The organism is Myxococcus qinghaiensis, assembly GCF_024198215.1.
GTDB lineage: Bacteria > Myxococcota > Myxococcia > Myxococcales > Myxococcaceae > Myxococcus > Myxococcus qinghaiensis.
This window is the reverse complement of record NZ_JAKCFA010000004.1, coordinates 249233-271776: the sequence shown is the minus strand read 5'-3', so window position 1 is coordinate 271776 and position 22544 is coordinate 249233. Positions and strand designations below refer to the sequence as shown.

At 70.2% G+C, this 22544-nt stretch carries 19 protein-coding genes; 9 read left to right on the top strand and 10 right to left on the bottom strand.

What is annotated here, in order from left to right:
* Positions 1-2: 2 nt before the first annotated feature.
* Entirely contained in the window at positions 3-578 is a 576-nt protein-coding gene (locus tag LZ199_RS08755; protein WP_253993188.1) for an imm11 family protein, read from the top strand.
* A 2-nt stretch (positions 579-580) separates the two neighbouring features.
* Here LZ199_RS08755 and LZ199_RS08750 read toward each other — a convergent pair whose 3' ends face one another.
* The 3 genes from LZ199_RS08750 to LZ199_RS08740 form a co-directional block, all read right to left on the bottom strand.
* Positions 581-1819 carry an MFS transporter gene (locus tag LZ199_RS08750; RefSeq protein WP_253993187.1) on the bottom strand — a complete coding sequence of 413 codons (1239 nt, stop codon included), beginning with the start codon at positions 1817-1819 and terminating at the stop codon, positions 581-583.
* Between the two features lie 77 nt (positions 1820-1896).
* Positions 1897-2898, bottom strand: coding sequence for an NAD(P)H-dependent glycerol-3-phosphate dehydrogenase (locus LZ199_RS08745; protein ID WP_253993186.1), 1002 nt, complete (start codon positions 2896-2898; stop codon positions 1897-1899).
* A 54-nt stretch (positions 2899-2952) separates the two neighbouring features.
* A complete protein-coding gene (locus LZ199_RS08740) occupies positions 2953-3906 on the bottom strand; it encodes a hypothetical protein (protein ID WP_253993185.1) in 954 nt (317 codons plus the stop codon).
* Between the two features lie 186 nt (positions 3907-4092).
* Between LZ199_RS08740 and LZ199_RS08735 the strand changes: the two genes are divergently transcribed.
* The gene (locus LZ199_RS08735) at positions 4093-4668 is read left to right on the top strand and encodes a hypothetical protein (protein ID WP_253993184.1); all 576 of its coding nucleotides are present in this window, start codon (positions 4093-4095) and stop codon (positions 4666-4668) included.
* 7 nt (positions 4669-4675) lie between these two features.
* On the opposite strand, the gene LZ199_RS08730 is transcribed toward LZ199_RS08735, so the two are convergent.
* Positions 4676-6673 carry a c-type cytochrome gene (locus tag LZ199_RS08730; RefSeq protein WP_253993183.1) on the bottom strand — a complete coding sequence of 666 codons (1998 nt, stop codon included), beginning with the start codon at positions 6671-6673 and terminating at the stop codon, positions 4676-4678.
* 258 nt (positions 6674-6931) lie between these two features.
* Between LZ199_RS08730 and LZ199_RS08725 the strand changes: the two genes are divergently transcribed.
* Together LZ199_RS08725 and LZ199_RS08720 are read left to right on the top strand one after the other, a co-directional pair.
* Positions 6932-8464 (top strand): sensor histidine kinase, encoded by a 1533-nt coding sequence (locus tag LZ199_RS08725; RefSeq protein ID WP_253993182.1) that lies wholly within the window; start codon positions 6932-6934, stop codon positions 8462-8464.
* A complete protein-coding gene (locus tag LZ199_RS08720; RefSeq protein ID WP_174487794.1) occupies positions 8461-9153 on the top strand; it encodes a response regulator transcription factor in 693 nt (230 codons plus the stop codon). The genes LZ199_RS08725 and LZ199_RS08720 overlap by 4 nt, the downstream gene beginning before the upstream one ends.
* A 21-nt stretch (positions 9154-9174) precedes the next feature.
* On the opposite strand, the gene LZ199_RS08715 is transcribed toward LZ199_RS08720, so the two are convergent.
* Positions 9175-9831 (bottom strand): class I SAM-dependent methyltransferase, encoded by a 657-nt coding sequence (locus LZ199_RS08715; RefSeq protein WP_253993402.1) that lies wholly within the window; start codon positions 9829-9831, stop codon positions 9175-9177.
* A 279-nt stretch (positions 9832-10110) separates the two neighbouring features.
* Between LZ199_RS08715 and LZ199_RS08710 the strand changes: the two genes are divergently transcribed.
* Positions 10111-11709 (top strand): ligand-binding sensor domain-containing protein, encoded by a 1599-nt coding sequence (locus LZ199_RS08710; RefSeq protein ID WP_253993181.1) that lies wholly within the window; start codon positions 10111-10113, stop codon positions 11707-11709.
* Positions 11710-11791: 82 nt separating this feature from the next.
* Here LZ199_RS08710 and LZ199_RS08705 read toward each other — a convergent pair whose 3' ends face one another.
* On the bottom strand, positions 11792-14473 hold the full coding sequence (locus tag LZ199_RS08705) for an amidohydrolase family protein (protein WP_253993180.1): 2682 nt from the start codon (positions 14471-14473) through the stop codon (positions 11792-11794).
* Positions 14474-14601: 128 nt separating this feature from the next.
* Between LZ199_RS08705 and LZ199_RS08700 the strand changes: the two genes are divergently transcribed.
* Positions 14602-15966, top strand: coding sequence for a sigma 54-interacting transcriptional regulator (locus LZ199_RS08700; RefSeq protein WP_163866498.1), 1365 nt, complete (start codon positions 14602-14604; stop codon positions 15964-15966).
* A 3-nt stretch (positions 15967-15969) separates the two neighbouring features.
* Here the strand turns inward: LZ199_RS08700 and LZ199_RS08695 are convergent, their stop codons facing one another.
* Entirely contained in the window at positions 15970-16773 is an 804-nt protein-coding gene (locus tag LZ199_RS08695; protein WP_253993179.1) for a M15 family metallopeptidase, read from the bottom strand.
* Between the two features lie 138 nt (positions 16774-16911).
* Here LZ199_RS08695 and LZ199_RS08690 point away from each other — a divergent pair, with 138 nt between their 5' ends.
* Positions 16912-17556: a DUF3332 domain-containing protein gene (locus tag LZ199_RS08690; RefSeq protein WP_253993401.1), complete on the top strand. Its 645-nt coding sequence runs from the start codon at positions 16912-16914 to the stop codon at positions 17554-17556.
* 83 nt (positions 17557-17639) lie between these two features.
* On the opposite strand, the gene LZ199_RS08685 is transcribed toward LZ199_RS08690, so the two are convergent.
* Together LZ199_RS08685 and LZ199_RS08680 are read right to left on the bottom strand one after the other, a co-directional pair.
* Complete coding sequence (locus tag LZ199_RS08685; RefSeq protein ID WP_163866497.1) at positions 17640-18194, bottom strand: hypothetical protein; 555 nt, start codon at positions 18192-18194, stop codon at positions 17640-17642.
* The gene (locus LZ199_RS08680) at positions 18191-19555 is read right to left on the bottom strand and encodes a hypothetical protein (protein WP_253993178.1); all 1365 of its coding nucleotides are present in this window, start codon (positions 19553-19555) and stop codon (positions 18191-18193) included. The genes LZ199_RS08685 and LZ199_RS08680 overlap by 4 nt, the downstream gene beginning before the upstream one ends.
* A 133-nt stretch (positions 19556-19688) precedes the next feature.
* Here LZ199_RS08680 and LZ199_RS08675 point away from each other — a divergent pair, with 133 nt between their 5' ends.
* Positions 19689-20345: a gluconate 2-dehydrogenase subunit 3 family protein gene (locus LZ199_RS08675; RefSeq protein WP_253993177.1), complete on the top strand. Its 657-nt coding sequence runs from the start codon at positions 19689-19691 to the stop codon at positions 20343-20345.
* Positions 20342-22012, top strand: a complete 1671-nt coding sequence (locus tag LZ199_RS08670; RefSeq protein ID WP_253993176.1) for a GMC family oxidoreductase — start codon at positions 20342-20344, stop codon at positions 22010-22012. The genes LZ199_RS08675 and LZ199_RS08670 overlap by 4 nt, the downstream gene beginning before the upstream one ends.
* Here LZ199_RS08670 and LZ199_RS08665 read toward each other — a convergent pair.
* The gene (locus LZ199_RS08665; RefSeq protein ID WP_253993175.1) at positions 22009-22455 is read right to left on the bottom strand and encodes a hypothetical protein; all 447 of its coding nucleotides are present in this window, start codon (positions 22453-22455) and stop codon (positions 22009-22011) included. The two genes, LZ199_RS08670 and LZ199_RS08665, sit on opposite strands and share 4 nt — an antisense overlap.
* Positions 22456-22544 lie beyond the last annotated feature (89 nt).

Sequence of the window (22544 nt, the reverse complement as noted above, 5' to 3'; positions counted from 1 at the left end):
CCGTGGAACGACGCTTCTTTGACTTGAGCAGCGACCTGCTCATGAAGCGTCGCCGGTATCTCGCGGACCCAACCCGCGCTGACGGCAAGGGCGTCAGCCGCTTCCTGACGTTCACCTCGGGGAAGCCGATCCAGCTTCACGAGCGCTTGCGCCTCCCCCTCCTCCAACCTGGGGAGTCCCTGGACATTGATTTCGTGGGAGCAGGCAGAGCGCCCATCGTCAGCGAACGCGTCGCCTCTTTGTTCCGTGAGCTGGCCCCCAACGACGTGCAGCTCTTCCCCGTCGACGTCGAGGGCGATTCACTCCCCTATTTCCTGCTCAACGCGACCCGGACCCTCCGCTGCATCGACCATATGGCCACCACCAAGGTGCAAGCCCCCATCGAGCACGGCTTCACGCAGCGCACCGGCGACTACCAATACGACGCGGTCCAAGGCCTGCGCGTCGCCAAGGCGAGGGTGGGCGACGCACGCGTGTTCCGGATATGGGGCTGGCCCTTTCCCCTCATCGTCGACGAGGACATCAAGGACGCCCTCGAAGCCAATGGCATCTTTGGCGGTCGCTTCGAAGAGGTCTGACGTCACGTACTCGCGACATCGACAGCACGGGCACGCTGCGTGCGCAGCCCCAGCATCGCCACCAGGAACATCCCCGCCGCGCTCGCGGTGACAGTCCGCACGCCCACCCGGTCCGCCAGCGCGCCCTGGGCCCAGACGCCCACCGAGTACCCGACGTTGATGAGCAGCATCGCGAGGCTGCTCACCCGCCCCTGCAGCTCTCGCGGCGTGCGCTCCTGGTAGCGGGTGCCCAGTCCCGTCATCACCACCAGGTACACCGCGCCGAGCACGAACATGGTCCCCATCGCCACATGAAGCGTCGGGGACAGCCAGTAGAAGAGGGTCACCGGGCCCATCGCGAGCACGGCCGTGTCCACCACGCGCTCCCGGCCCCAGCGGACCGCCAGCGCGCCCACCAGGCCCGAGGCCAGCAGCGCCCCCAGGCCCTGCATGGAGATGAGCGCGGACGCGGCGGACGCATCCGAGCCGAACACCTGGAGCGCGAACACCGGCACCAGCGCGATGAAGGGCGAGATGAACAGCGCCAGGGCGAACAGGGACACCATCGCCATCCGGATGCCCGGCTCTCCTCGCGCCATGTTCGCGCCTTCGACGATGTCCGCCCACAGGCCCTTGGTGTCGATGGGCCGGGCCACGGGAGGCTCCGCGCGCACCCGGGCCACCGCGAACAGCACCGCCACGAAGGACAGCATGTTGACGAGCAGCACCCATGCGACGCCGCCGAAGGCCAGAATCGCCGCGGCGCACACCGGCCCCAGGATGCGGCCCAGGTTGAACTGCGCCGACATCAGCGTCATCGCGCTGTGCAGGTCCTCCTTCGGCACCAGCCCCGTAATCAGCGCGGTGTAGGCCGGCCCCGACAGCACGTGCACGCAGCCGTTGAGCAGGGAGATGACGGCCACCGCCTGCACGGTGAGGTGCCCGGTGAAGGCCAACCCCGCCAGACAGGCCGCGAGCAGCGCCTGCGCCACGGCACACACCGCGATGAAGAGGCGCCGGTCGAAGCGGTCCGCCAGCGCGCCTCCCAGCGGGGACAACACCAGCGACGGCAGGTACGTCAGCGCCGCCACGCCGCCTGTCCACTCCGCGCGTCCCGTCACCTCCGTGACGAAGACGCCCAGGGCGAGCACCTCCATCCACGTGCCCACGTTGGAGACGAGCGCCCCCAACCACACCGCGACGAATTGACGGTGACGCAGGGCACGGAACGACGAGAGGCTCGCCAGGGGCGGGGTGGACACGGGAGCCCGCTTCTAGCAGTCCCCCACCCCGCGCCGGAACACCGCGCCCGGCGCACACACGCCCGGCAGCCAGCGCGTCAGACGAGCTCGGACTTGGGCTGACGCGTCATCAGGTCCACGACGGCCTTCTTCGCGTTCTTGTCCTCGTAGGCAATCAGGTACACCTCCTGGCAGATGGGCAGCTCCACGCCCGTCTTCAGGGACAAGTCACGGGCGCTGCGCGCCGTCTTCACGCCCTCGGCCACTTCCTTCATCTGCCCCAGGATGTCCGGCAGCTTGCGGCCCTTGCCCAGCTCCATGCCCACGTGACGGTTGCGGCTCAGCTCGCCCGTGCACGTCAGCACCAGGTCCCCCATGCCGGACAGACCCGACAGCGTCAGCGGGTTGGCGCCCTTGCGCACGGCGAGCCGGGTGATTTCCGCCAGCCCGCGCGTGATGATGGCCGCGCGCGCGTTGTGGCCCATGCCCAGGCCGTCCGCCATGCCCGCCGCAATGGCGATGACGTTCTTCAGCGCGCCGCCGTACTGCACGCCCACCACGTCCGTGGACGTGTAGCTGCGGAAGGTCTCCGTCTGGAGCGCCTTCTGGCAGCGCACGGCGACCTTGTCCCAGTGGGACGCAATCGTCACCACCGTGGGCATGCGCCGCGCCAGCTCCTTGGCGAAGCTGGGGCCCGACAGCACGGCGATGTACGGGTGGAACTCCTCCGGGAGACAGTCCTCCAGGAGCTCCGTCATCGTCAGCAGCGTCTCGTTCTCGATGCCCTTGGACACGGTGATGAGGGGCACGTTGCGCGGCAGGAACGCCTTGGCGCGGGCGAGCACCTCGCGCGTGGCGTGGCTGGGCGTGGCGAGCACCACCATCTCCGCGCCGGCGAGCGCCTCCTCCAAATCCTGCGTGGCGCGGACGCGCTCGGAGATGGGGATGCCGGGCAGGTAGGTGGGATTCTCGTGCCGGGTGTTGATGGCCTCCACCACCGTCGGCTCGCGGCCCCACAGGCGGACCTCCTCACAGTTCACCGCCAGCACGTTCGCCAGGGCGGTACCGAAGGAGCCGGAGCCGATGACACTGCCACGCATGAAGACCTCGCTCGAGGGGGTGGAAAGGGCACGTTGTCGTGCCGGTTGCTGGTGCTAGAGACCGGTGACGATGCCGACGGAGACGACCGGCATGAAGGCAGCGTCCTCGGCGCGAGTGCGGAAGTCGCCACCCAGGGTGACAGAGTAGGACGTTTTTTCGCTCAGCGGCACTTCGGCGCCCACGCGCACGGGCCACGCGCTGGAGGACACCAGGTCCGGAGGGAGTCCGCCCAGCGGCGTGCGCTGGATGGGCTCGGTGTCCAGGGCCACCAGGTAGCGCACGTCGATGAAGAGCCTGGACGCGCGGACGCCCTGGCGCTGAAAGGTGCCGACGATGCCGGGCATGATGTTCCAGTTGCGCCGGCCGGTGAGGTAGCGCGCGCCCCGGTCCTCCTGGCTGGCCGAGCGGAGGAAGAAGGCGTGACTGCCCTCCATCACCAGCCCCAGGCTCCAGCGTGGGCCGCCGTCCAGCACCCGCCACCGCCAGCCCAGCCGCGCCTCGTTCATCATCCCGTAGAGGCTGTCGAGCCCCACCAGCGCGTCGACCTGGGGCAGCACGCCAAAGGCCGCGCGGGCGGACAGCGTCGGGAAGCCCAGCGAGAGGCCGACCGCCACCCCGCCCGTCCTGCCCACGGTGCGAGCGCCGAGCAGGCTGACGCGGTTGGCCACGGGAGGAGGCCCCGGAGGCGGCGCGGGAGGACGGGGCTCCAGGATGCGGGGGAAGGAGCCGTCTCCAGAGTCGTCGTCATCCAAGGGGACGAGGGGTGGCACCTCCGGCAGCCGGGGCAGCGGCGCTGCGTCCGCGCCCGTGGGGACGGAGGTTCCGCCGGGGAAGTCGGTCCACGTGGCGTCGTCCGGGGGGTCGTTCTTCCGAGGCGCGTCCACCTGGGTGGTGGGCGCGGACCAGGACTCATCGGGCGTGGGGTTGCGCGCCGGGGCCTGCTGGGCCCGGGCGGACGACCCCAGCACGAGGGCGAGCGGCACCAGAAGGAGGCGGACGGAGGGCATGAAGACGGCTGGCAGCTTAGTCCACGGCGAGGGAAGGAGACGAGCCAGGGCCGGCTGTTCCCCCACCCTGCGTGCGCCCCGTCAGGTAGCGGGCAGGAGGCGATGGGAAACGTGTCACGGGCGGCGGCGCACCGGACTACCATCCGCGGCGCGACCGGCGACGGGCGTCTGAGGAGAGACCAAGGGATGAGGGCAGGAGGAGGGCGCGCGGCGTTGTTCGTGACACTGGCCCTGGGGCTGGCGTGTCGCTCGCGTCCGACGGAGGAGGTGGCGGACGCGGGTCCAGCGCGAGCGCCTGTCGCCAACGCGACGCTGCCCACGTGCGAGGCGCTGCTGCCCACGGACGTGCGCGAGACGATGCTGCCCGGCTTCACGATGAAGGAGGAGCGCGCGTGTCCGACGTGCGGGCCGCTGTGCACCTTCCGCTCGGCGTCGGAGAAGGACGTCACGGTGTCGGTGACGTGGGACTGCAAGCCGCACTATGCCGAGGTGGATACGCATGCCCTGTTGCAGCCGTCGCTGAGCATGGGCGGCGAGGAGATCACCGCGCTCGGCCGCGCCGCCGCGCGACGGGCTCCAGCGCAGGGCATGTTGCAGGTGATGGCGTGGGACGACGACACGCCGTGCGCGCTCGTCGTCACGTGGCTCGGCGGAGACCCGGAGCAGGCGCTGGACGTGACGCGCCTCGCGCTCACCTCCACGCGTCCGGAGCTGGTCCACCCAACGGTGGCACCGACGGAGCCGGACGCGGGCACACCGTGACTCGTCGTCACAGCGTGCGCAGGTAATCCACCAGGTCGTCGATCTCCGTCTCGGTCAGGCTCGCCGTGGTGCCGTGCTTGTTGGACTGGCGGTTCTGCATCAGCCGTCCCTTCAGCGACAACGCGCTGCCGTCATGCAGGTACGGCGCAGTGCGAGCCAAGCCGAGCAGCGACGGCGTGTTCAGCCCCTTCGCGACCACGTTGCTGTCGTCCCGATTCACGCCCGTGGTGATGAACGTCCCCACGTCGGCCAGCGTGTTGTTCGTGAAGTGCGCACCCTCGTGACAGCTGTTGCAGGCCGCCTTCTTGAACACCTGCTCGCCCCGCGCCTGCGCCTCCGTCAGCGCCGCGCGCTTGTAGGGATTGTCCGGCGTGGGAATCACGTCGATGAACGCGGAGAGCTGCGCCACCATGACGCCATCCAGCGCCGTGCCACCCATGCGCCCGCGCACCGTGGCGTCCAGGAAGTCCCTCATCGTGGGGAACTCGCCGCTCCAATGGAACGGGCCCGTCTCCGTCACCTTCCGACCCGCCAGGCTCGGCGTCTGGCGCGGCCCGTCCGGGAAGCCCCACACGTGCCCGTCGTCACGACCGTCCAGATGGCACGTCGCACACGACGCGGCCACGCCCGCGCTCGTCATCCGTGAGTCCAGCGCGGAGTAGAACAGCTTGCGCCCCGCCACCTCCTGCGGCGCCAACACGTCACCCACCACCCGCAGCGGCGTCCCCTCCGCGCGCACGTTGGCCACGTTGCCGGAGGCGTCGTTCACCAGCGTCGTCACCGTGTGGTCGAACGCGTTGTAGACGTACGCCTTGCGCCCATCCCGCGTCAGCGCGATGCCGCTGGGCCCCGAGCCCACGCGCACCAGCTGCCGCACCGTGCTGCCGTTGACGTTCACCAGGTCCGCGCCCTCACGACGATTCGTGGGGAGGATGGCCACGTTGTCCGTCTCGCGGTTCACCACGAAGAGCCACAGCCCGGACGGGTCCACCACCGCGGCCACCGGCCCCTGGATGGGATGACTCGACTCCGGGCTCACAATCGTGGACGGCGGAAAGTCCGGCTCCTCGCTCGGCGGCGGCCTGCACCGGTCCAGGTCATCCACCCGAGGCGAGCCATCCTCCGTGTTGAACGTGACGATGCCCGGCGCCACCACGCCCGCCGTGTTGCACGGCCCTCCGCCCCCATACAGCGACCCGCCGCCACCACCCCCCGTTCCAGGGTTCGTGAGCGGGTCCTCGCGCGCCCACAGCGTCGGCGAGTAGGCCTGCCTGCCGTCGGGAGACACCACCACGTCCGCCATGCCCCGAGGCCGGAAGGTCACGGTCGACATGGGGAACGGGAACGGCTCTTCGCTGGTGAACGCGTCCTGCGAGTTGGCCCGCGCGTACAGGTCCGTGCCCTCGCGCTGCATGCGAGGCTGGTGCGCATCCGCCAGGTCCACCGTCACCAAATCACTGTGCCGGAAGAGGCTTACGAGCGCCCGACGCCCGCCATCCACCAGCGCGATGCCCCGCGGCTCCTCGCCCACCGGCAGCTCCCAGCGGACCTCCAGCGAGCGCGTGTCCACCGCCATCAGCGTGCCGTAGGTGGTGGAGTCCAGCGCGGTGCTGTTCACCACGTAGAGCGTGTCGCCCTTCGGAGACACCGCCAGCCCCATCGGCTCCACGCCCACCGCCACCCGCGCGGCCTCGCTCCAGTCACCCCGGCGGATGACGGACACGCTGCGCTCACCCCGGTTGGCGACGTAGACGGTGTCGTCCGGGCCCACCACCACGCGCTCCGGGCCCGCCCCCACCTTCACCTCGCCGACCTTCTCGCCGCGCGCGGTCTCCACCACCGCGAGCACCCCGGTGTCCGCGTCCACCACGTACAGGAAGGCATCATCCCGGCTGAGCGCCACCGAACCCGACGCGTTGGTCCACCCCTCGCCCGTCGACGAGTCCTCGCAAGCCGTCAGCCCGAGCGTCGCCGCCAACACACCGGCCAGAACGTGCCGTCTCATGAAGTGTCCTCCTCGCGTTTCCCGACGAGAATGCCGCCCGCCGCTCTCATCGCTGGGAATGCCGCGCCGTGTCGTGGAGGGGAAATGGCGCCCGGCCCTGGTCGCTCGCCGCCCCCACGAGCCAGCCATGCTTGCATCAGAAGGCCCCCGAAGTCGATTCCTTCCCCTCCCTGGGTGCGGGTGGCGAACAGTCGAGCCCCGGCGCCCGGCAGAAACGCCACGAGCGTGTAGCGCCGGGTGGGAGTAAAGGAGAGGGGCGTGTCCCGCTCCCCCTCCGTCATCCTCAGCTTCCGGCGCACCTTCGCGCTGCTCATCATCCTGGTGGTGCTGCCGTCCGCGGGCCTGTCCGGCTTCGGCGTGGTGGCCATCATCAATGAGCGCGCCGCGGTGGAGAAGCGCCTGGAGTCCGCGTGGCGGGGCACGCTGGAGGCGCTGTCCCAGGAGCTGCCCCGGGAGCTGGCCGCCGCGAAGCTCCAGGAGGAGGGCGGCAAGCTGAGCCTGGTGGCTCCGGACGGGCGCGTCCTGTCGGAGCCCGACGGCACCTTCCAGCTCTCCGGCGGGCGCACCATCACCGAGGACCCGCTGTTGATGGAGGCCCTGGGCGCGGTGCTCCCGGAGGTCGGCGCGCTCCCCGAGGCCCCCACCGTCTTCTCCCTCTCCGTCGGAGGCCGCTCCGTCGTCGTGGTGGCCGAGCGTCAAGGAGATACGGTGCACGGCGTGCGGCTGTCCGTCCGCGCGCTGGAGCTGCTCCTGACGGAGCGCGTGGAGCCTCGCGCGGTGTCCAGCGAGCCGGTGCGCTTCACGCTGATGCCCGTGCCGCGCGAGAGCAACGAAGGCGGCGGGTTGATGGGCAAGCTGGTGTCGGAGGTCGCGCAGGCCCGCGCCAGCGCGCTGGGGCCGCAGGTGCTGGCCGAGCGCGTGCTGTCCCCTCCTCTTCAAGATTTCCGACTGGTGGTGCTGCCCACCGGCGAGGACCCCGTCGCACGGGCCTCCGCGCGCAACCGCGCCGTGTACGGCGTGCTGCTCGGCCTGTTCTACCTGACGCTGACGTTCGGCGTCGCCTACACGGGCCGCGTGCTCTACCGCGAGGCCCGGCTGTCGCGCATGAAGACGGACTTCGTGTCGCTGGTGAGCCATGAGCTGCGCACGCCGCTGACGTCCATCCGCATGTTCATCGAGACGCTGGCCCTGGGACGGCTGAAGGACCCGGCGCAGATGCAGGAGGTGCTCACCCTGCTGACGAAGGAGACGGAGCGCCTGTCCGTCTTCATCGAGCGGGTGCTGGACTGGTCGCGAATCGAGAGCGGCCGCAAGGTGTACCAGCGCGAGCCGATGCCGGTGATGGACGTGGTGGACACTGCGGTGGCGGCCTTCCGCGCGCAGCGCCTGGAGGGCGGCGTGGACCTGAAGGTCGAGGTGGCCGAGGGGCTGCCGCACGTGGACGTGGACAAGGACGCGGTGGCCGGGGCGCTGCTCAACCTGCTCCAGAATGCCTACAAGTACAGCGGGCCGAAGGACCGGCGCATCGAGCTGAGCGCGCGTCGCGCCGGCCGGTGGGTGGACCTGGCGGTGGAGGACAACGGCGTGGGAATCGCTCCGAAGGAACGCAAGCGCATCTTCGAGCGCTTCTACCGGGTGGACAATCTGCTGACCCGCAAGACAGAGGGAAGCGGGCTGGGGCTGGCCATCGCCCGGCGTATCATCGAGGCTCACGGTGGACGCATCGCCGTGAAGAGCGAGCCCGGCCGCGGCAGCCGGTTCACCATCCAACTGCCGGTGCAGAAGGCATGAGCGAGACGACCCGCCGCATCCTGGTGGTGGAGGATGACCTGTCCATCCTCGCCGGCCTGTCCATGAACCTGCGCTTCGAGGGCTACGAAGTGCTTCAGGCCCAGGACGGCCGCACGGGGCTCCAGCGCGCGCTGGATGAAGCCCCGGACCTGGTCGTCCTCGACCTGATGCTCCCGGAGCTCAACGGCTTCGAGCTGCTCAAGGAGCTGCGCCAGCGCGGCCGGGACACCCCCGTCGTCGTCCTGTCCGCCAAGGGCATGGAGACGGACAAGATATTGGGCCTCAACCTGGGCGCGGATGACTACGTGGTGAAGCCCTTCGGGCTCCAGGAGCTACTGGCGCGAATCAAGGCCGTGCTGCGCCGGCGCTACCCGACGCTCGGGGCCGCGCCGCCGGTGACGTTCGGCGACGTCAGCGTGGACATGAACGCGCGCACGGTGGCCAAGGCCGGCACGTCCGTGGAGCTGACGGCGCAGGAGTTCAAGCTGCTGGCGCACTTCCTGGCCCACCCGGAGCGGACCTTCACGCGCGAGGAGCTGTTGTCCGGCGCGTGGGGCTACCACTACGAGGGCAGCGCGCGCACGGTGGACAACTTCATGCGCCAGCTGCGCCTCAAGTTCGAGCCGAACCCCGAGGAGCCCCGCCACTTCGTCACCGTGCGAGGCCTGGGCTACCGCTTCGAGAAGTGAGCACTCCCGCCAGGCCCGTGCTCACGGGCCGGCGACGCCGATGTGGCGCGAGTCCTCCAAGTCGAAGGGCTTGCCGTCGAAGCGGCCATAGCGCTCGCGCGGGATGAAGCCCGCGCCGGTGAGGGCCGCGTCCAGCTCCTCCGGAGAGAAGTGCCGCAGCTTGAGGCGGCGGATGGGGCTGGGCGAGCCAGGCTGCTTGCGCTCTCGCAGGTGGAGGGCGAACAGGGGCCGGCGCGGCTCCAGTCCCGCATTGGGCTCCTCGTCATCGCGTGGCAGCACCGGCTCGCGCGGCGTGTTGAGCACGTCGTAGACGAAGGTGCCCCCCGGGGTGAGGTGGTGGCGCACCGTGGACAGGAACGCCTCCAGGTCATCATTGCCGGGCATCAACCCCAGCGCGTGCTGAGGGGCGAGCACCAGGGGGAAGTGCTCTTGCAGCCGGATGGAGCGCAGGTCCGCGACGAGGAAGCGGGCGCGGTTGGAGACCTCCGGAGGCTCCGAGGCGCGGCGCTCCTCGGCGGAGCGAATCATCACCTCCGAGGGGTCCACGCCCACGGCGGTGAAGCCGTGCTCGGCCAGGGCCCAGACCACCCGGCCGTTGGCGGCGCCCAATACCAGCACGGGCGCGCCGTGCTCGGTCGCCTGGCGTGTGTAGAACAGGAGGTCCGGCTCCTGGCCCACCAAGGACAACGGTGTGCGACCGCGTGCGTCGTTCCCACCCATTTCCGATAGCCACTAGCACGAATGGGGGGGTCTTCGGGACAGCGACTTTCCCTGACTGGGGAATGCGTTTCCCACCGGCTGTCCGGGAGCGGACGGAGTCCTGCCCGGAACGGCAAGAAACCCTGGCATCGGCCTTGCGATGGAGAGGCTCCGAACGGCCGCCCATCCGGGGCGGTCCAGGTTTTCGCGGGGTGGGTTCGGATGAGGCGGGGATGGCGCTGGGCAGGAGCGCTCGTCATGGCGGGCGCGATGTGGACCGTGGCGGGTTGCGATTCCAGCAAGAGCGGCGACGAGTCGGAGCAGGACAATCCGGGCATGGATGACCCGGGCCCGCCTCCCGGGCGGCCGAGCACTCCAGAGGAAGTCCCCGACGCGGGCACCCCGACGGAGACTCCCGACTCGGGCACCCCCACGGAGACGCCGGACTCGGGGACTCCCACGGAGACTCCCGACTCGGGCACCCCCACGACGGACGGCGGGACGCCGACGACGGATGGCGGCACTCCGACGGACCCTCGCGCGGACGTGGAGATTCCTCCGCTGCCGACAGCGTCGGGCTGGCGCTTCTACGGCGCGGACCAGGGCGCCCCCGTCACCATCTACGGCGTGACGGCCGACGAGGGCGGCAACGTCTGGGTGGCCGGCGGCGAGGAGGGCCTGTTCGTGCTCAAGCCGGGCGCGGAGAAGTTCGAGCGCTTCGGCATGGAGAACGGCCTGCGCCCCTACGGATTCATGGCGGACGGCAGCGTCCCGCCGGGCCCCAAGTACCTGAAGGTCATCTCCGTGGCGGGCGGCAAGTCGGGCACCGTCTTCGTGGGCTACGAGGGCATGCCGGGCAAGGGCTACGAGCACTGCGAGAACAACTGGGACGGGCCCAGCCCCGACCCGGCGCGCTACAAGAGCGGTGACGCGGACAAGGTGACGCTGAACGCGGACGGCTCGCTCAACGTGGTGCACTACGACATCTTCTCCGGCCCCGGCGTGGTGGCGGCCGAGACGCGGGGGCGCGAGAAGATCTGCAACGTGCTGCGCATCCGCTACGACAAGCACGCGCTGGGCAACAACAAGTCGAGCGTGTGGTTCGGCGGCAACCACGGCTTCGCGCGCGGCAACGCGGAGTTCGAGGGCGCGCCCATGTGCAACGGCCAGCTCAACTGCTCCGGCGTGCTCGAGCACGTGCACCCGCACATCAACGCGTACAACGCGCAGGGCGGCGTGATTCTGCTGACGGACGCCTACTACGGCGTCGCGGTGGACCCGAGCGGCGACGTCTGGTTCGGCGGCTCGGACCGCACCACGCGCTTCCGCTACGGCACCCATGGCGGCAACTTCTGGCGCGCGCAGACGGGCTCGGAGAATGACGACAGCAACAAGCTGGACCTGTGGCCGGACGCCAAGCCCGACTACTCGACGCCGGCCGAGCGCGTGCCGGACAACATCTCCGGCGCGGTGGTGGCGGGTGACGGCTCGGTGTGGCTGACCTCCTTCGGCAACGGCCTGGTGCGCGTCGACGCGAACGGCACCGTGCTGGGCCGCATGGGCGCGGGCTCGGGGCTGGTGGACAAGCACCTGTCCGCCATCGGCCTGGACCCGTCCGACGGCAGCATCTGGGTGGGCGCGTCGTGGGGCGGCGGCCTGTCGCGCCTCAAGGGCGGCAGCATCACCAACTACGGCCTGTCGGAGTTCGGCCGCAAGTACGGCATGTCCCGCATCAGCGACATCCAGGCGGACAGCTCCGGCAGCGGCCGGCGCATGCTGGTGAGCTTCATGGGCTACCAGGACACCACCACGAAGAAGTGGGTGGCGGGCGTCATCGGCATCTTCGAAGGCAACTGACCCGCGAGCAGCGCTCGTTCTTGAAAGCACGCGGCGGCCGTCCTCACCTGGGGGCGGCCGCCGTCGTACGTCGAGGCCCGCGCTACTTCGGCGGCAGCACGCGGTGCTTCTCGAACAGGGCCTGCTGACGGCTGACGAGCGGCACCTGTCGTCCGGCCAGCCACATGCCCACCGGCCGCGACGCGGACTCCAGCGGGTCGCCGTTCCACAGCACCACGTCCGCCACCGCGCCCGGCGCGAGCTTGCCCACGGGCAGACCGAACGCGTCCGCCACGCTGGACGTCATCGCGCGCAGGGCCTCCGTGTGAGGCAGGCCCCAGGCCACCGCGTTGCCCGCCTCCTGCGCCAGCGTGCGCACCATGGCGGGCTCCCCCAGCACGGAGAAGAGCACCCTCACGCCCGCGCCACTCAGGAGCGCCGCGGAGTCCAGCCGGCTGTTGAGCCGGTCGAAGTCCATGGGCAGGTTCTGCGTGGGCTGGAGAATCACCGGCACCTTCGCCGCCGCCAGCTCCGCCGCCACCAGCCACGCCTCGCTGCCCCCGGCGATGACGAGCTTGAGGTTGTACTCGCGCGCCAGCCCCAGCGCCGCGCGGATGTCCGACGCCTTCTGCGCCGTCACCACCACCGGCAGCGTGCCCGCCAGCACCGGCTGGAGCGCCTCCAAATCCAACCGGCTCGCGGACACGTCCCGCATGCGCCGCTGCTCGAAGTCACCCTTGCGGCGGCCGTACTCGCGCGCGTCGGAGAGGACCTCGCGCAGCCGCTCCAGCACCAGCGCCCGCGAGCCCGACACGGCATCCCGTCCGCCGATGCCCAGGTTGACGTGCATCGCCAGCGAGGCGCGGCGCACCGAGCCGTCCGTCGCCACGAAGGCGCTCTGCCCGGCCACCAGGCCCCCGTGCTGCACCGTCACCGCGCTGGTGACCCCGCCGAGCCGAGCCACCGGGAACGCCGCCGAGACAGGATTCACGCTGTCCGCGGACACCAGCGCCGCGCGCACGTCGCGCTTCGCCGCGTCTCCGCGCAGCCCGTCGTCCTGCGTGGACACCTCCGCGCCCACCTCCACCAGCCCCAGCGACGTGAGCGGGTCCACCAGGCCCGGCGTCAGCAGCCGGCCCTTGCCCTCCACCGTCCTGCAGCCCGAGGGGAGCGCGCCGCCCTCGCGCACGCTGGACACCTTGCCGCCCTCCAGCACCACCGTGGCGCCCTTCACCCAGGCCGTGCCCGTGAAGGCCGTCACGCCCTGGAACACCGTGCACGCCTCCTGTCCCAGCGGCACCAGCTCCGCGCACGCGCGCTCCTTCGAGACGTCACAGCGCGCGACGAGGCCCAGGTCCGCCAGGGACGGCGTCGGCGCGGGAGCGGCCACCAGCTTCGCCGCGCCCGCCGCCAGCTCACCCACCTCGAAGTCGCTCGCCTCCACCGCGCCCGCGCCCGCGTCGAACGTCACCACGCCGTCCGCCCACACGCGCTGCGCCCGCGCATAGACGCTCAGCGGGTGGTTCTTCCACAGCACCACGTCCGCCATCTTCCCCGGCTCCAGCGAGCCGGTGACGCCCTCCACGCCCATCACCCACGCGGCGTTCAGCGTCACCCAACGCAGCGCCTCCTCCTCCGGAATGGGGATGCCGGACTCCCGCGCCCGCCACATCGCCTTGCCGGCCTCCTGGTTCAGCCGCTGGATTCCAAAGCCCGAGTCCGAGTGGATGACGCTCTTGCCACCCGCCTGAGACACCAGCCCGGCGTTCTCGGGGATGCCGTCCCAAGCCTCCAGCTTGAAGCCCCACCAGTCCGCCCAGGTCGCCACCGCCACGCCCTTCGCGGCCAGGCTGTCGCGGACCTTGTAGGCCTCCAGCGCGTGGTGGAAGGCCCGAATCGAGTAGCCCGCCTCCTCGGCCACCTGGAGCATCACCTCCATCTCATCCGCGCGGTAGCAGTGGTTCTGCACCAGGATGTTGCCGCGCAGCACCTCCGCCAGCGTCTCCAGCTTCAAGTCGCGCAGCGGCGTGGGGCCCGCCTCGTCCGGCGTCTTCTGCTTCTTCTTCGCCCACTCGTCCAGCTTGGACATGTACTCGCGGGCCTGGGCGAAGGCCTGCCGGTAGCCCGCCACATTCGCCATGCGGGTGGCCGGCGCGACATTGCGGCCCTCGCCATAGACGCGGCGGGGATTCTCCCCACACGCCATCTTCAGCGCGTCCTTCGCGCCCGGGAAGCGGACCTCCGCCGCCGAGCGTCCGAAGTGCAACTTCACCGGGAAGCCCCGGCCGCCAATCAGGTTGGCGCTACCCGGTAGCACCAGCAGCGACGTGACACCACCGGCCGCCGCGCGCCGCAGGCCCGGGTCCTGGGGCCAGAAGGAGTGTTCAGCGGAGACCTCCGCCGTCACCGGCGCGGTGGCCTCATTGCCATCTCCCGTGGAGAAGGTCTCCGGCGTCGCATAGACGCCCAGGTGGCTGTGGGCGTCGATGATGCCCGGGGTGAGGTAGAGGCCGGTGCCGTCCACCTCCTCCGCGCCCGGGGGCGTCGTCACGTCCGAGTTACGTCCCACCGCCGTCAACTTGCCGTCCACCCAGGCCACGGCGCCATCCTCGATGGCCGGGCCCGTGGCGGGCATCACCGTGGCATGGCGGACCACCACGGCGCGTGACTGCTTCCAGACACGCGTCGGCGCCGGGGGGGCCGTCGAGGGGGAGGTCGGGGCGGGAGCCTGCGGGACAGTGGCGCAGGCGGAGGCCAGCATCAGGAGCAGGAAGCGGGTGCGCATAGGGGTGGCCCGTCGTATCACGCTCCGCTGGGGCTCCAACCATGCCCGGCTGGCCGGAGGGCGGGCGCCTCCCGACTTCACAGGAAGTCACCTCGCGACGAGAAGCCGTCTACAATCCCTGCCCGGTCATGCCCCCTCTTCCCCCAGCCCCCATCCCCTCGCACACGGTCATCAACGCGCGGGCACAGGGTGAGCGACTTTCCGCGCAACAATTCCACCTCGTCCTGCTGGACACCGAGCGCGCCGGTACCGTCTTCCCGCTCGCCACCGAAGCGCTTCGCGTGGGCAAGGCGCCCGACAACGACGTCGTCATCGACCACCCCACGGTGAGCCGCAACCACCTGGTGGTCCGTCGCCAGGGCGACCGCTTCCTCGTCCAGGACCTGGGCTCCACCAACGGCACCTTCCTGGACGGCGCCCAGGTGCGCGAGGCGTACCTGCGCCCCGGCGCGCTGCTCGAAGTGGGCGACGTGCGCCTGCGCTTCAGCCCCCAGCTCGCCCCCGTCCAGGTGGAGCCCACGCTGGAGGACCGGCTTGGAGACCTGGTGGGCCGCAGCCTGCCGATGCGGCAGATCTTCGCGCTGCTCCAGCGCATCGCCCCCACCGACTCCACGCTGCTGCTCGTGGGCGAGACGGGCTCCGGCAAGGGCGCCGCCGCCAAGGCCATCCACAAGTTGAGCCCGCGCGCGCCCGGGCCGCTCGTCGTCTTCGACTGCGCCAGCGTCTCCGACTCCCTCATCGAGAGCGAGCTGTTCGGCCACGAGAAGGGCGCCTTCACCGGCGCCGTCAGCCAGCGCATCGGCTGTCTGGAGCGCGCCAACGGGGGCACGCTCTTCCTGGACGAAATCGACGACCTGGCGCTGGACCTCCAGCCCAAGCTCCTGCGAGCGATTGAAGACCGCGAGTTCCGGAGGCTCGGCGCGTCCACGCCCATCACCTTCGATGCGCGCATCGTCGTCGCCAGCAAGAAGGACCTCTGGTCGGAGACGCAGGCGGGCCGCTTCCGCGAGGACCTCTACTTCCGCCTCTCCGTCTTCACCGTCAACCTGCCGCCCCTGCGAGACCGCAAGGAGGACATCCCCCTCCTGGTGGACGCGTTCGCCGGCGAGGGCCTCTGGCTGCGGCTGCCGGAGAAGATTCGCGAGCAGTTCAACGGGCACACCTGGCCGGGCAACGTGCGCGAGCTGCGCAACGCGCTGGAGCGCGCCCGGCACATGGTGGATATCCCGGAGCTGGCTGGGGACACGCTGCTGCGCGAGTTCACCCGCGAGCCCCCCGCCCCCGCCGGTGACTTCCTCCCCGCCGAGTTCACCGGGCCCTTCAAGGTCTGCAAGGACGAGCTCATCCGCGCCTTCGAGCGGGAGTACCTCACGCGACTGCTCGGCCGCGCCAAGGGCAACATCGCCCGCGCCGCGCGTGAGGCCGAGCTGGACCGCAAGCACCTGTACTCGTTGCTGCACAAGTACGGCCTCGTGCAGAGCGAGGGCGACTGAGCATCACCGCGCCGGAGCGCACGCGGCGTCGAGCAGCTCCGGCCGGTACTCGAAGTGCATCGTGTCGTAGTGGTACCAGCGCCCGCCCCAGATGAAACCCTCCGCCTCGAAGGCGTCCACCAGCGCCTGGGGCACGGCGTTGCGCCAGCGCACCGGCGTCCGGGGACGCTGCCATTCCCAGTAGTGCGAGCGCGCGGTGTTGAGGTCGATGGACACGCCGTAGGAGTGCGCGCTCCGCCGCGTCGTGTGCGCGATGTTGCGCCAGGCGAAGGTTCCTCCGACCCCCTGGAGGAAGGGCGCGAGCGAGGCGTCCTTCGCCACCAGCGCCTCCAGTCGCGCGGCGACGCGCTCGAAGGCAGGCGCCACCTTGCGGTGCACCTTGAGCCGCTGGCCGAGGAACACCAGCGGCACCACGTCCACCTTCTCCTTCGAGGCGCCGTAGGTGGCCTCGAACAGCGGCTCGAAGCGGATGCGCCCGGGGTCCTCATCCTCGCGAGTCACGGGAGCAATGGGCCCGGTGCGGTAGGCGATGGAGAGGGTGTCCTCCAGGTCCGGGGCCTCCAGCTTTCGTGAGAACGACTTCTGCTGCCCGTCGTCGAACGGGAAGGCGCGGCCGTCCGGCAGCGTAAAGCCCCAGCCCGTGTCGAGGCGCACCGGCGTCAGCGCCGGATACCACTTCGCGAGACAGGTCAGCGCGGCGGGTGGCGCGGCGACAGGGGGACCGGCATCGGGCGGCGGGGCGGCGAGCGCGAGTCGGGACAGGAGACACAGCCCCCAGGCTCGGGTGAAGAAGTGGACGGGAATCACCCGCGCATCCTCGCACCGTGGGGTCTGGGGAGTGGTGAGCATCGGACGGGGAGAAGAACGGAGTGCCGCCGCGAAAACCCGACGTGGCATGGTGGGGCCGCCTCCGCCGTCCATCCATCCCCCCAAGGAGGGTTCATGATGAAGCGTCCGTCTCCGTGGCTCGCCGTGCTGTGCGCCGGTTTCATCTCCATGCACACGACCGGGTGCTTCGGCAGCTTCAAGCTCACGCAGAAAATCTGGCAGTTCAACAAGAACATCTCCGGCGAGAAGTTCGTGCAGTGGCTGATGTTCCTCGTGCTCGTCATCGTCCCCGTCTATTCGATTGGCGCGCTCATCGACGCGCTCATCATCAACAGCATCGAGTTCTGGAGCGGCAACAACCCCGTGTCGAGCGTGGACGGCGCCGACGGTGACACGCGCGTCGTCCGGCTGAGCCCCACGGACGTGCTGCGCATGTCGCGCGACGCGGAGAGCGGCGTCATGAAGCTGGAGCTGGAGCGCGAGGGACAGGAGCCCCTCATCCGCTACTTCGAGCCGCTGGAGAATGGCATGGCCGTGCGCGACGACGCGGGCGCGCTGCTCGTCCACGCGGAAGGCGCGCTGGACGGCACGGTGGCGGTGACGGACGCGGCGGGCCACACGCTGACGGTCCACGGCGCGGAGGCCATGGCGCTCGCGCGACGCGTCTACGAGGAAGGCGGCTCGACGGCGCTCGCCCGGCACGCCGTGGCCCAGGCCACCGTGTCGCAGGGGCTGGCGCTCAACACCTGCACCACGCCGTAGCCCCAAGCTCCAAGTCCGGCGCGGGCAGCCCGTGGTGACGCCCGAAGCTCCAGGCGTCACCATGGGCCCGCGGGACACCCGCGCTACGGGACGACGACACTCCCGTCGAGCGGCTCACCCTCTTCCGGGCCGAAGCCCGCGTCCAGCGCCTCGGAGGAGAACGTCCCCTCCAGGCTGCGACCGGCGCCGTACCCATCACCCTTCTTGAAGGACATGGAGAAGTCCCCGCGCGTCTGCTCGCCGGGGTTGCCTCCGGACTCCAGCTGCAAGTCCCCCTTCTCCACCGGCGCGAAGACGCGCGACGGCTCGCCCGCGTTGAGGTGCACCACCGTGGCGCGCGCCAGCCCGGAGGGCGTGTTGCCCGCCAGGTTGATTTTCGCGCCCGGCCGCAGCTCCAGCCCTTCCGTGGACACGGTGAGCCGCACCACGAGGTCCACGTCCAAATCATTGTTGCGGAAGTAGCTCACCTGGAGCGCCTCCGCGTTGCGGAGAATCTCCACGCGCGACACCTCCAGCGGGAAGAGCTCCGACACGCTGCCGGACAGCGAGTTGTCCGGACGGCTGCACGCCACCATGCCGGCGCCGGAGGCGAAGCCCGCCAGTGTCAGCGCCGCCAGGGCGCGGACCGCATTTCTCATTGCTCCACCGCGAGCGTCAGGACGCCCTTCTTGGTGAGCGCCGCCACCGGGATGCGGTACAGCACCACGCGCTTGCCCGTGGAGAGGAAGCCCAGCTTCGGCGACCAGGCGCCGTTGGTGTCCACCACCGTCTCACGCCAGTTGCCGGCGATGCGCGCGCTGATGACGAGCTGGTCCTCGTTGGGGTTGCAGCTGGTGTCGTTGCGGCCCGTCTCCGACGAGCAGACGTAGTGGGCGATGTGCGGCTCGTGGTGCGTCGGGTCGAACGCGAGCGACGGATACCAGCCGCCCGTGCCCCGGCCGAACACCGGGTCCGGCGTCGACCACTCGCCCGCCGTCGCGCAGCTCGTCGCGCTGGGGCTCGGGCAGTCGTAGTACTGCAACACGTCGCCTCGCGAGGAGCCGCGGTTCTGCACGGCGATGCCGAAGCCCGCCACCGAGTCGTACGCCAGGGAAGGCCCCAGCTGCGTGTTGCCCACGCTCTCCGGGGTGGCCACCTGTATCGGCGCCGTCCAGGCCGCGCCATCCGCGTTGCGCCGCTGGAAGATGATGCCTCCGCCCGTCGCCTGCGCGGCCTCCTTCACCAGGTCATGCACCACGGCCGGCTGCGCGCCCGCCATGATGAGGCCGATGTGGCCGCCGTAGCCCGCCTTCGTGTCGCCCGACGAGGCCAGCATGCGGAACGTCCAGCTCGTGGGCCCGCCGCTCGCCAGCTCCAGGTCCGCCGACTCCCAGTCCTGACGACCGAAGTTGCCGTTGTGTCCGTCGCGATACGCGACGAGCGCCTGACCGCCCGAGAAGACCATGGACGGGTTGAGCCCGGTGAGGAAGCCCACGTCGCTCAGCGGGTTGCTGATGGGCGCCGCGTTGGAGCGCGTGGCGACCACGCGCGGCGTCCACGTGCCGGCCGACGAACGGTAGGCCACCGCCAGGTCGCTCTGGAGCCAGAACGTGGAGTCATCGCTGCCGCCGCCCAGGTACGACACCGCCGGCTGTCCATCCGGACCGAAGGCAATCGACACGCCGTACACACGCTGCACGGTGATGATCTTCTCCGCCGGCCCGAGCACGCCCGCGTTGAACTCGCGGTAGCGCAGGTCGTAGTTCACCACGCTGCCCGTCATCGTCCCGTTGTTCACGTAGTACGCCATGCCGATGCGGTCCTCGGGACCGATGGCCATGGCGATGTTGGAGATGGGGTTGAACTCGCTCGGGTCCGCGTCCACCTCCAAGCGCGTGAAGCTCGAATCCGTGGGTCCCGGCCCGCCATCCGGGCTACCCGCGTCCGGATTGTCCGGATTGGAATCCTTCCCGCATCCCAATGCCAGCGCCAATCCCAGTGCCCAGACATGCCGTCTCATCTTCTATCTCCTTGCGTTGTCGGCCCTGCACATCGTCGTTTCATCCTACGTCACCACCACGTCCGAGGAAGCAGGCGAGCCCGTGCATCCCGACACGGCGAAGCGCCTCGCGCTGGGTTACGCTCGCGCACCTATGCCCCGTGCGCGTTCCCCTCGTCAGCGCCTGTCGCGGCGCTCCTTCATCCGGCGGCTGACCTTCCTGGGCGGAGGCGTCGTGCTGCTCGGGCCGCTGGCCTGCAAGCGCTCCTCCGAGGAAGCCCCCAAGCCGGCCGCGGACCCCGGCCCGCTGGGCACCGCGCCCGGCGGGCAGCAGACCCGCACCTTCTCCTCGTTCGAGCTGGCCGTCGTCACCGCCGCCACCGAGCGCATCCTCCCGCGCGACGAGGACCCCGGCGCGCTCGACGCGGGCGTGCCTGTCTACATCGACCGCATCCTCCAGACACCGGAGATGAAGCCCATGCGCGACGACTTCCTGGAGGGTCTCGCCGCGCTGGAGCGCCGCGCGCAGCGCATGTTCCAGAAGAGCTTCTCCGCCATCACCCCCGCACAGCAGGACGAATTGCTCACGCTCTTCAAGGACAGCCCGCCCCGGAGCGGCGAGGCGCACTTCCTGGAGCTGCTCACCGTACTGACGTTGGAGGGCTTCCTGGGCGACCCGTCCTACGGCGGAAACAAGGGCAAGGTGGGCTGGCGGCTGATGGGGTTCGATGCCGTGGGCACCATCGCCATGGCGCCGCCCGAGGGCTACGACGGACCGAAGTGCCTGCGCGAGTGCGGGGTTCACAAGTGAGCCTGCCCGAGGTCGACATCTGCATCATCGGCAGCGGCGCGGGCGGCGCACCCATGGCGCTGGAGCTGGGCCGCGCGGGCTTCAAGGTCGTCGTGCTGGAGAAGGGCCCCCACTACCGCCCCCAGGACTTCGTCCACGACGAAATCCTCAACAGCCGCCGCAACTTCTTCATGCCGCTGCCCTGGGAGGAGCCGCACCTCTTGCGCAAGGGCGAGAAGGGCAAGTACGAGCGCAGCTCCGCGGCGTGGACCGCCAACTGCGTGGGCGGCGGCACCGTGCACATGAGCGGCTTCTTCTACCGCCTCAAGCCGGTGGACTTCCGGCTGCGCAGCACGCTGGGCGCGGTGGCCGGCAGCACGATTGCGGACTGGCCCATTTCCTATGAGGACCTGGCCCCCTTCTACGACAAGGCCGAGCAGGAGCTGGGCGTGTCCGGCCAGGCCGTGGCCCACCCCTTCGCCGAGCCGCGAAGCGCGCCCTACCCGCTGCCGCCCCTGGACGTGCACCCGGTGGCGGGGGAAATCGACACCGCGTGCAAGGCGATGGGCTGGCACCCGCTGCCCACCGCGCGCGGCATCATCAGCCGTCCCTACAAGGGCCGGGCACCGTGCGCGTACTGCGCGCTGTGCGGCAGCTACGGCTGTGAGATGGGCGCCAAGAGCGGCACGAACGCAAGCCTCATCCCCGCCGCCGTGGCCACCGGCAACGTGCAGGTGCGGCCGGGCTGCATGGCGCGCACCGTGGAGGTGGACAAGAAGGGACGCGCGCGCAGCGTCATCTACGTGGACGCGGACGGCGTCACGCAGGAGCAGCCCGCGAAGGTCATCGTCGTGGCGTGCACGGCGGTGGAGAGCGCGCGGCTGTTGCTCAACTCCACATCCAGCCGCTTCGCTCGCGGCCTGGCCAACGGCAGCGGGCTGGTGGGGAAGAACCTCATCTTCAGCTCCTTCGGCGAGTCGCAGGCGACGTTCCGCCTGTCGAAGCAGGCCGAGAAGCGCCCGTGGCTCAAGGAGCCGGGCCCCTTCGTCAACCGCAGCATCCAGGACTTCTACCTGATGCCCGACGAGCGCTTCGGCTTCCGCAAGGGCGGCACGCTGGGCTTCATGTGGGCCCACCCCAATCCCATCCATGCGGCGACGGGGCTGGCCGGCAGCGGCGCCTCCGCCGTCTTCGGCAAGGAGCTGAAGGACCGGATGCGGGCCTACCGGGACTCGCGCATCCTCCTCTTCGAGGTCTACGGGGAGTTCCTCCCCACGCCCGGCAGCTACGTGGGCGTGGAGAGCGCGGTGAAGGACAAGTACGGCATCCCCGTGGCCGCCATCACCGTGGAGCGCCACCCCACGGACCTGGTCGCCACGCGCTTCCTCGTGGACCGCGGTGAGGAGGTCCTCCTGCGCCTGGAGCCGGACGAGCTCAAGCGCACCACCACCTCCGGGGAGACGACCATCCTCCAGCACGGCACCTGCCGCTTCGGCGACGACGCGGCCACGTCCGTGCTGGACAGGAATTGCCGCGCGCACGAGGTGCCCAACCTCTATGTCGTGGACGGCAGCTTCATGCCCACCGGCGGCAGCGTGCCCTCCACGCTCACCATCGCCGCCAACAGCTTTCGGGTGGCGAACCACCTTGTTCGTGCGTTGAAGCAAGGCGTCGCCTCCGGCGGTTAGCGATTGCGCAGGGGCGTCACGTCGACCTTCACGGCGTAGCGTCCCTGCATGTCGGACTCGAACTCGATGAGGTGGTCGCCCACGCCGGTGACGTCCGCCTCCTTCGTGAAGACGCTGAACTTCTCCATCGAGTCGAGCACCGCTCGCCCATCCGCCGCCAGTCGCGTGCGGGCCCGGCACCCCTCCTCGTGGAAGATGACCACCGTCTCCTCACCCGCGGCGGTGACTTCGTCCACGAAGAAGCTCACCTTGACGTGAGACGCCTCCGGCACCTGGACGATGAACTTGCTGCGGCCAGGGAAGCGACCCTCCGCATAGCCTTCCGCTCCGAGGATGCAGCCCGCGACGCTGCCACACACGGGCCACGTCTCATCACACGCATCCTTCACACGGGGGCCAATGAAGTCATCGCGCGTGTCGCCACAGCCCACCAACGACAACATGAGCAGGAATGCACCGGCGCTCTGGGCCTTACGACAGAACACTGTTACAACATTCATCATCTTCGACCCTCTAGCGAGGAGTGAACGTC

Excerpts from the sequence above, each read along its gene's own strand:
- LZ199_RS08720 (WP_174487794.1), top strand. The coding sequence starts at position 8,461 with ATGAGCGAGACGACCCGCCGCATCCTGGTGGTGGAGGATGACCTGTCC.
- LZ199_RS08745 (WP_253993186.1), bottom strand. The coding sequence starts at position 2,898 with ATGCGTGGCAGTGTCATCGGCTCCGGCTCCTTCGGTACCGCCCTGGCG.
- LZ199_RS08705 (WP_253993180.1), bottom strand. The coding sequence starts at position 14,473 with ATGCGCACCCGCTTCCTGCTCCTGATGCTGGCCTCCGCCTGCGCCACT.
- LZ199_RS08675 (WP_253993177.1), top strand. The coding sequence starts at position 19,689 with ATGCCCCGTGCGCGTTCCCCTCGTCAGCGCCTGTCGCGGCGCTCCTTC.
- LZ199_RS08735 (WP_253993184.1), top strand. The coding sequence starts at position 4,093 with ATGAGGGCAGGAGGAGGGCGCGCGGCGTTGTTCGTGACACTGGCCCTG.
- LZ199_RS08665 (WP_253993175.1), bottom strand. The coding sequence starts at position 22,455 with ATGTTGTCGTTGGTGGGCTGTGGCGACACGCGCGATGACTTCATTGGC.
- LZ199_RS08700 (WP_163866498.1), top strand. The coding sequence starts at position 14,602 with ATGCCCCCTCTTCCCCCAGCCCCCATCCCCTCGCACACGGTCATCAAC.
- LZ199_RS08690 (WP_253993401.1), top strand. The coding sequence starts at position 16,912 with ATGAAGCGTCCGTCTCCGTGGCTCGCCGTGCTGTGCGCCGGTTTCATC.
- LZ199_RS08710 (WP_253993181.1), top strand. The coding sequence starts at position 10,111 with ATGGCGGGCGCGATGTGGACCGTGGCGGGTTGCGATTCCAGCAAGAGC.
- LZ199_RS08730 (WP_253993183.1), bottom strand. The coding sequence starts at position 6,673 with ATGAGACGGCACGTTCTGGCCGGTGTGTTGGCGGCGACGCTCGGGCTG.
- LZ199_RS08740 (WP_253993185.1), bottom strand. The coding sequence starts at position 3,906 with ATGCCCTCCGTCCGCCTCCTTCTGGTGCCGCTCGCCCTCGTGCTGGGG.
- LZ199_RS08680 (WP_253993178.1), bottom strand. The coding sequence starts at position 19,555 with ATGAGACGGCATGTCTGGGCACTGGGATTGGCGCTGGCATTGGGATGC.
- LZ199_RS08685 (WP_163866497.1), bottom strand. The coding sequence starts at position 18,194 with ATGAGAAATGCGGTCCGCGCCCTGGCGGCGCTGACACTGGCGGGCTTC.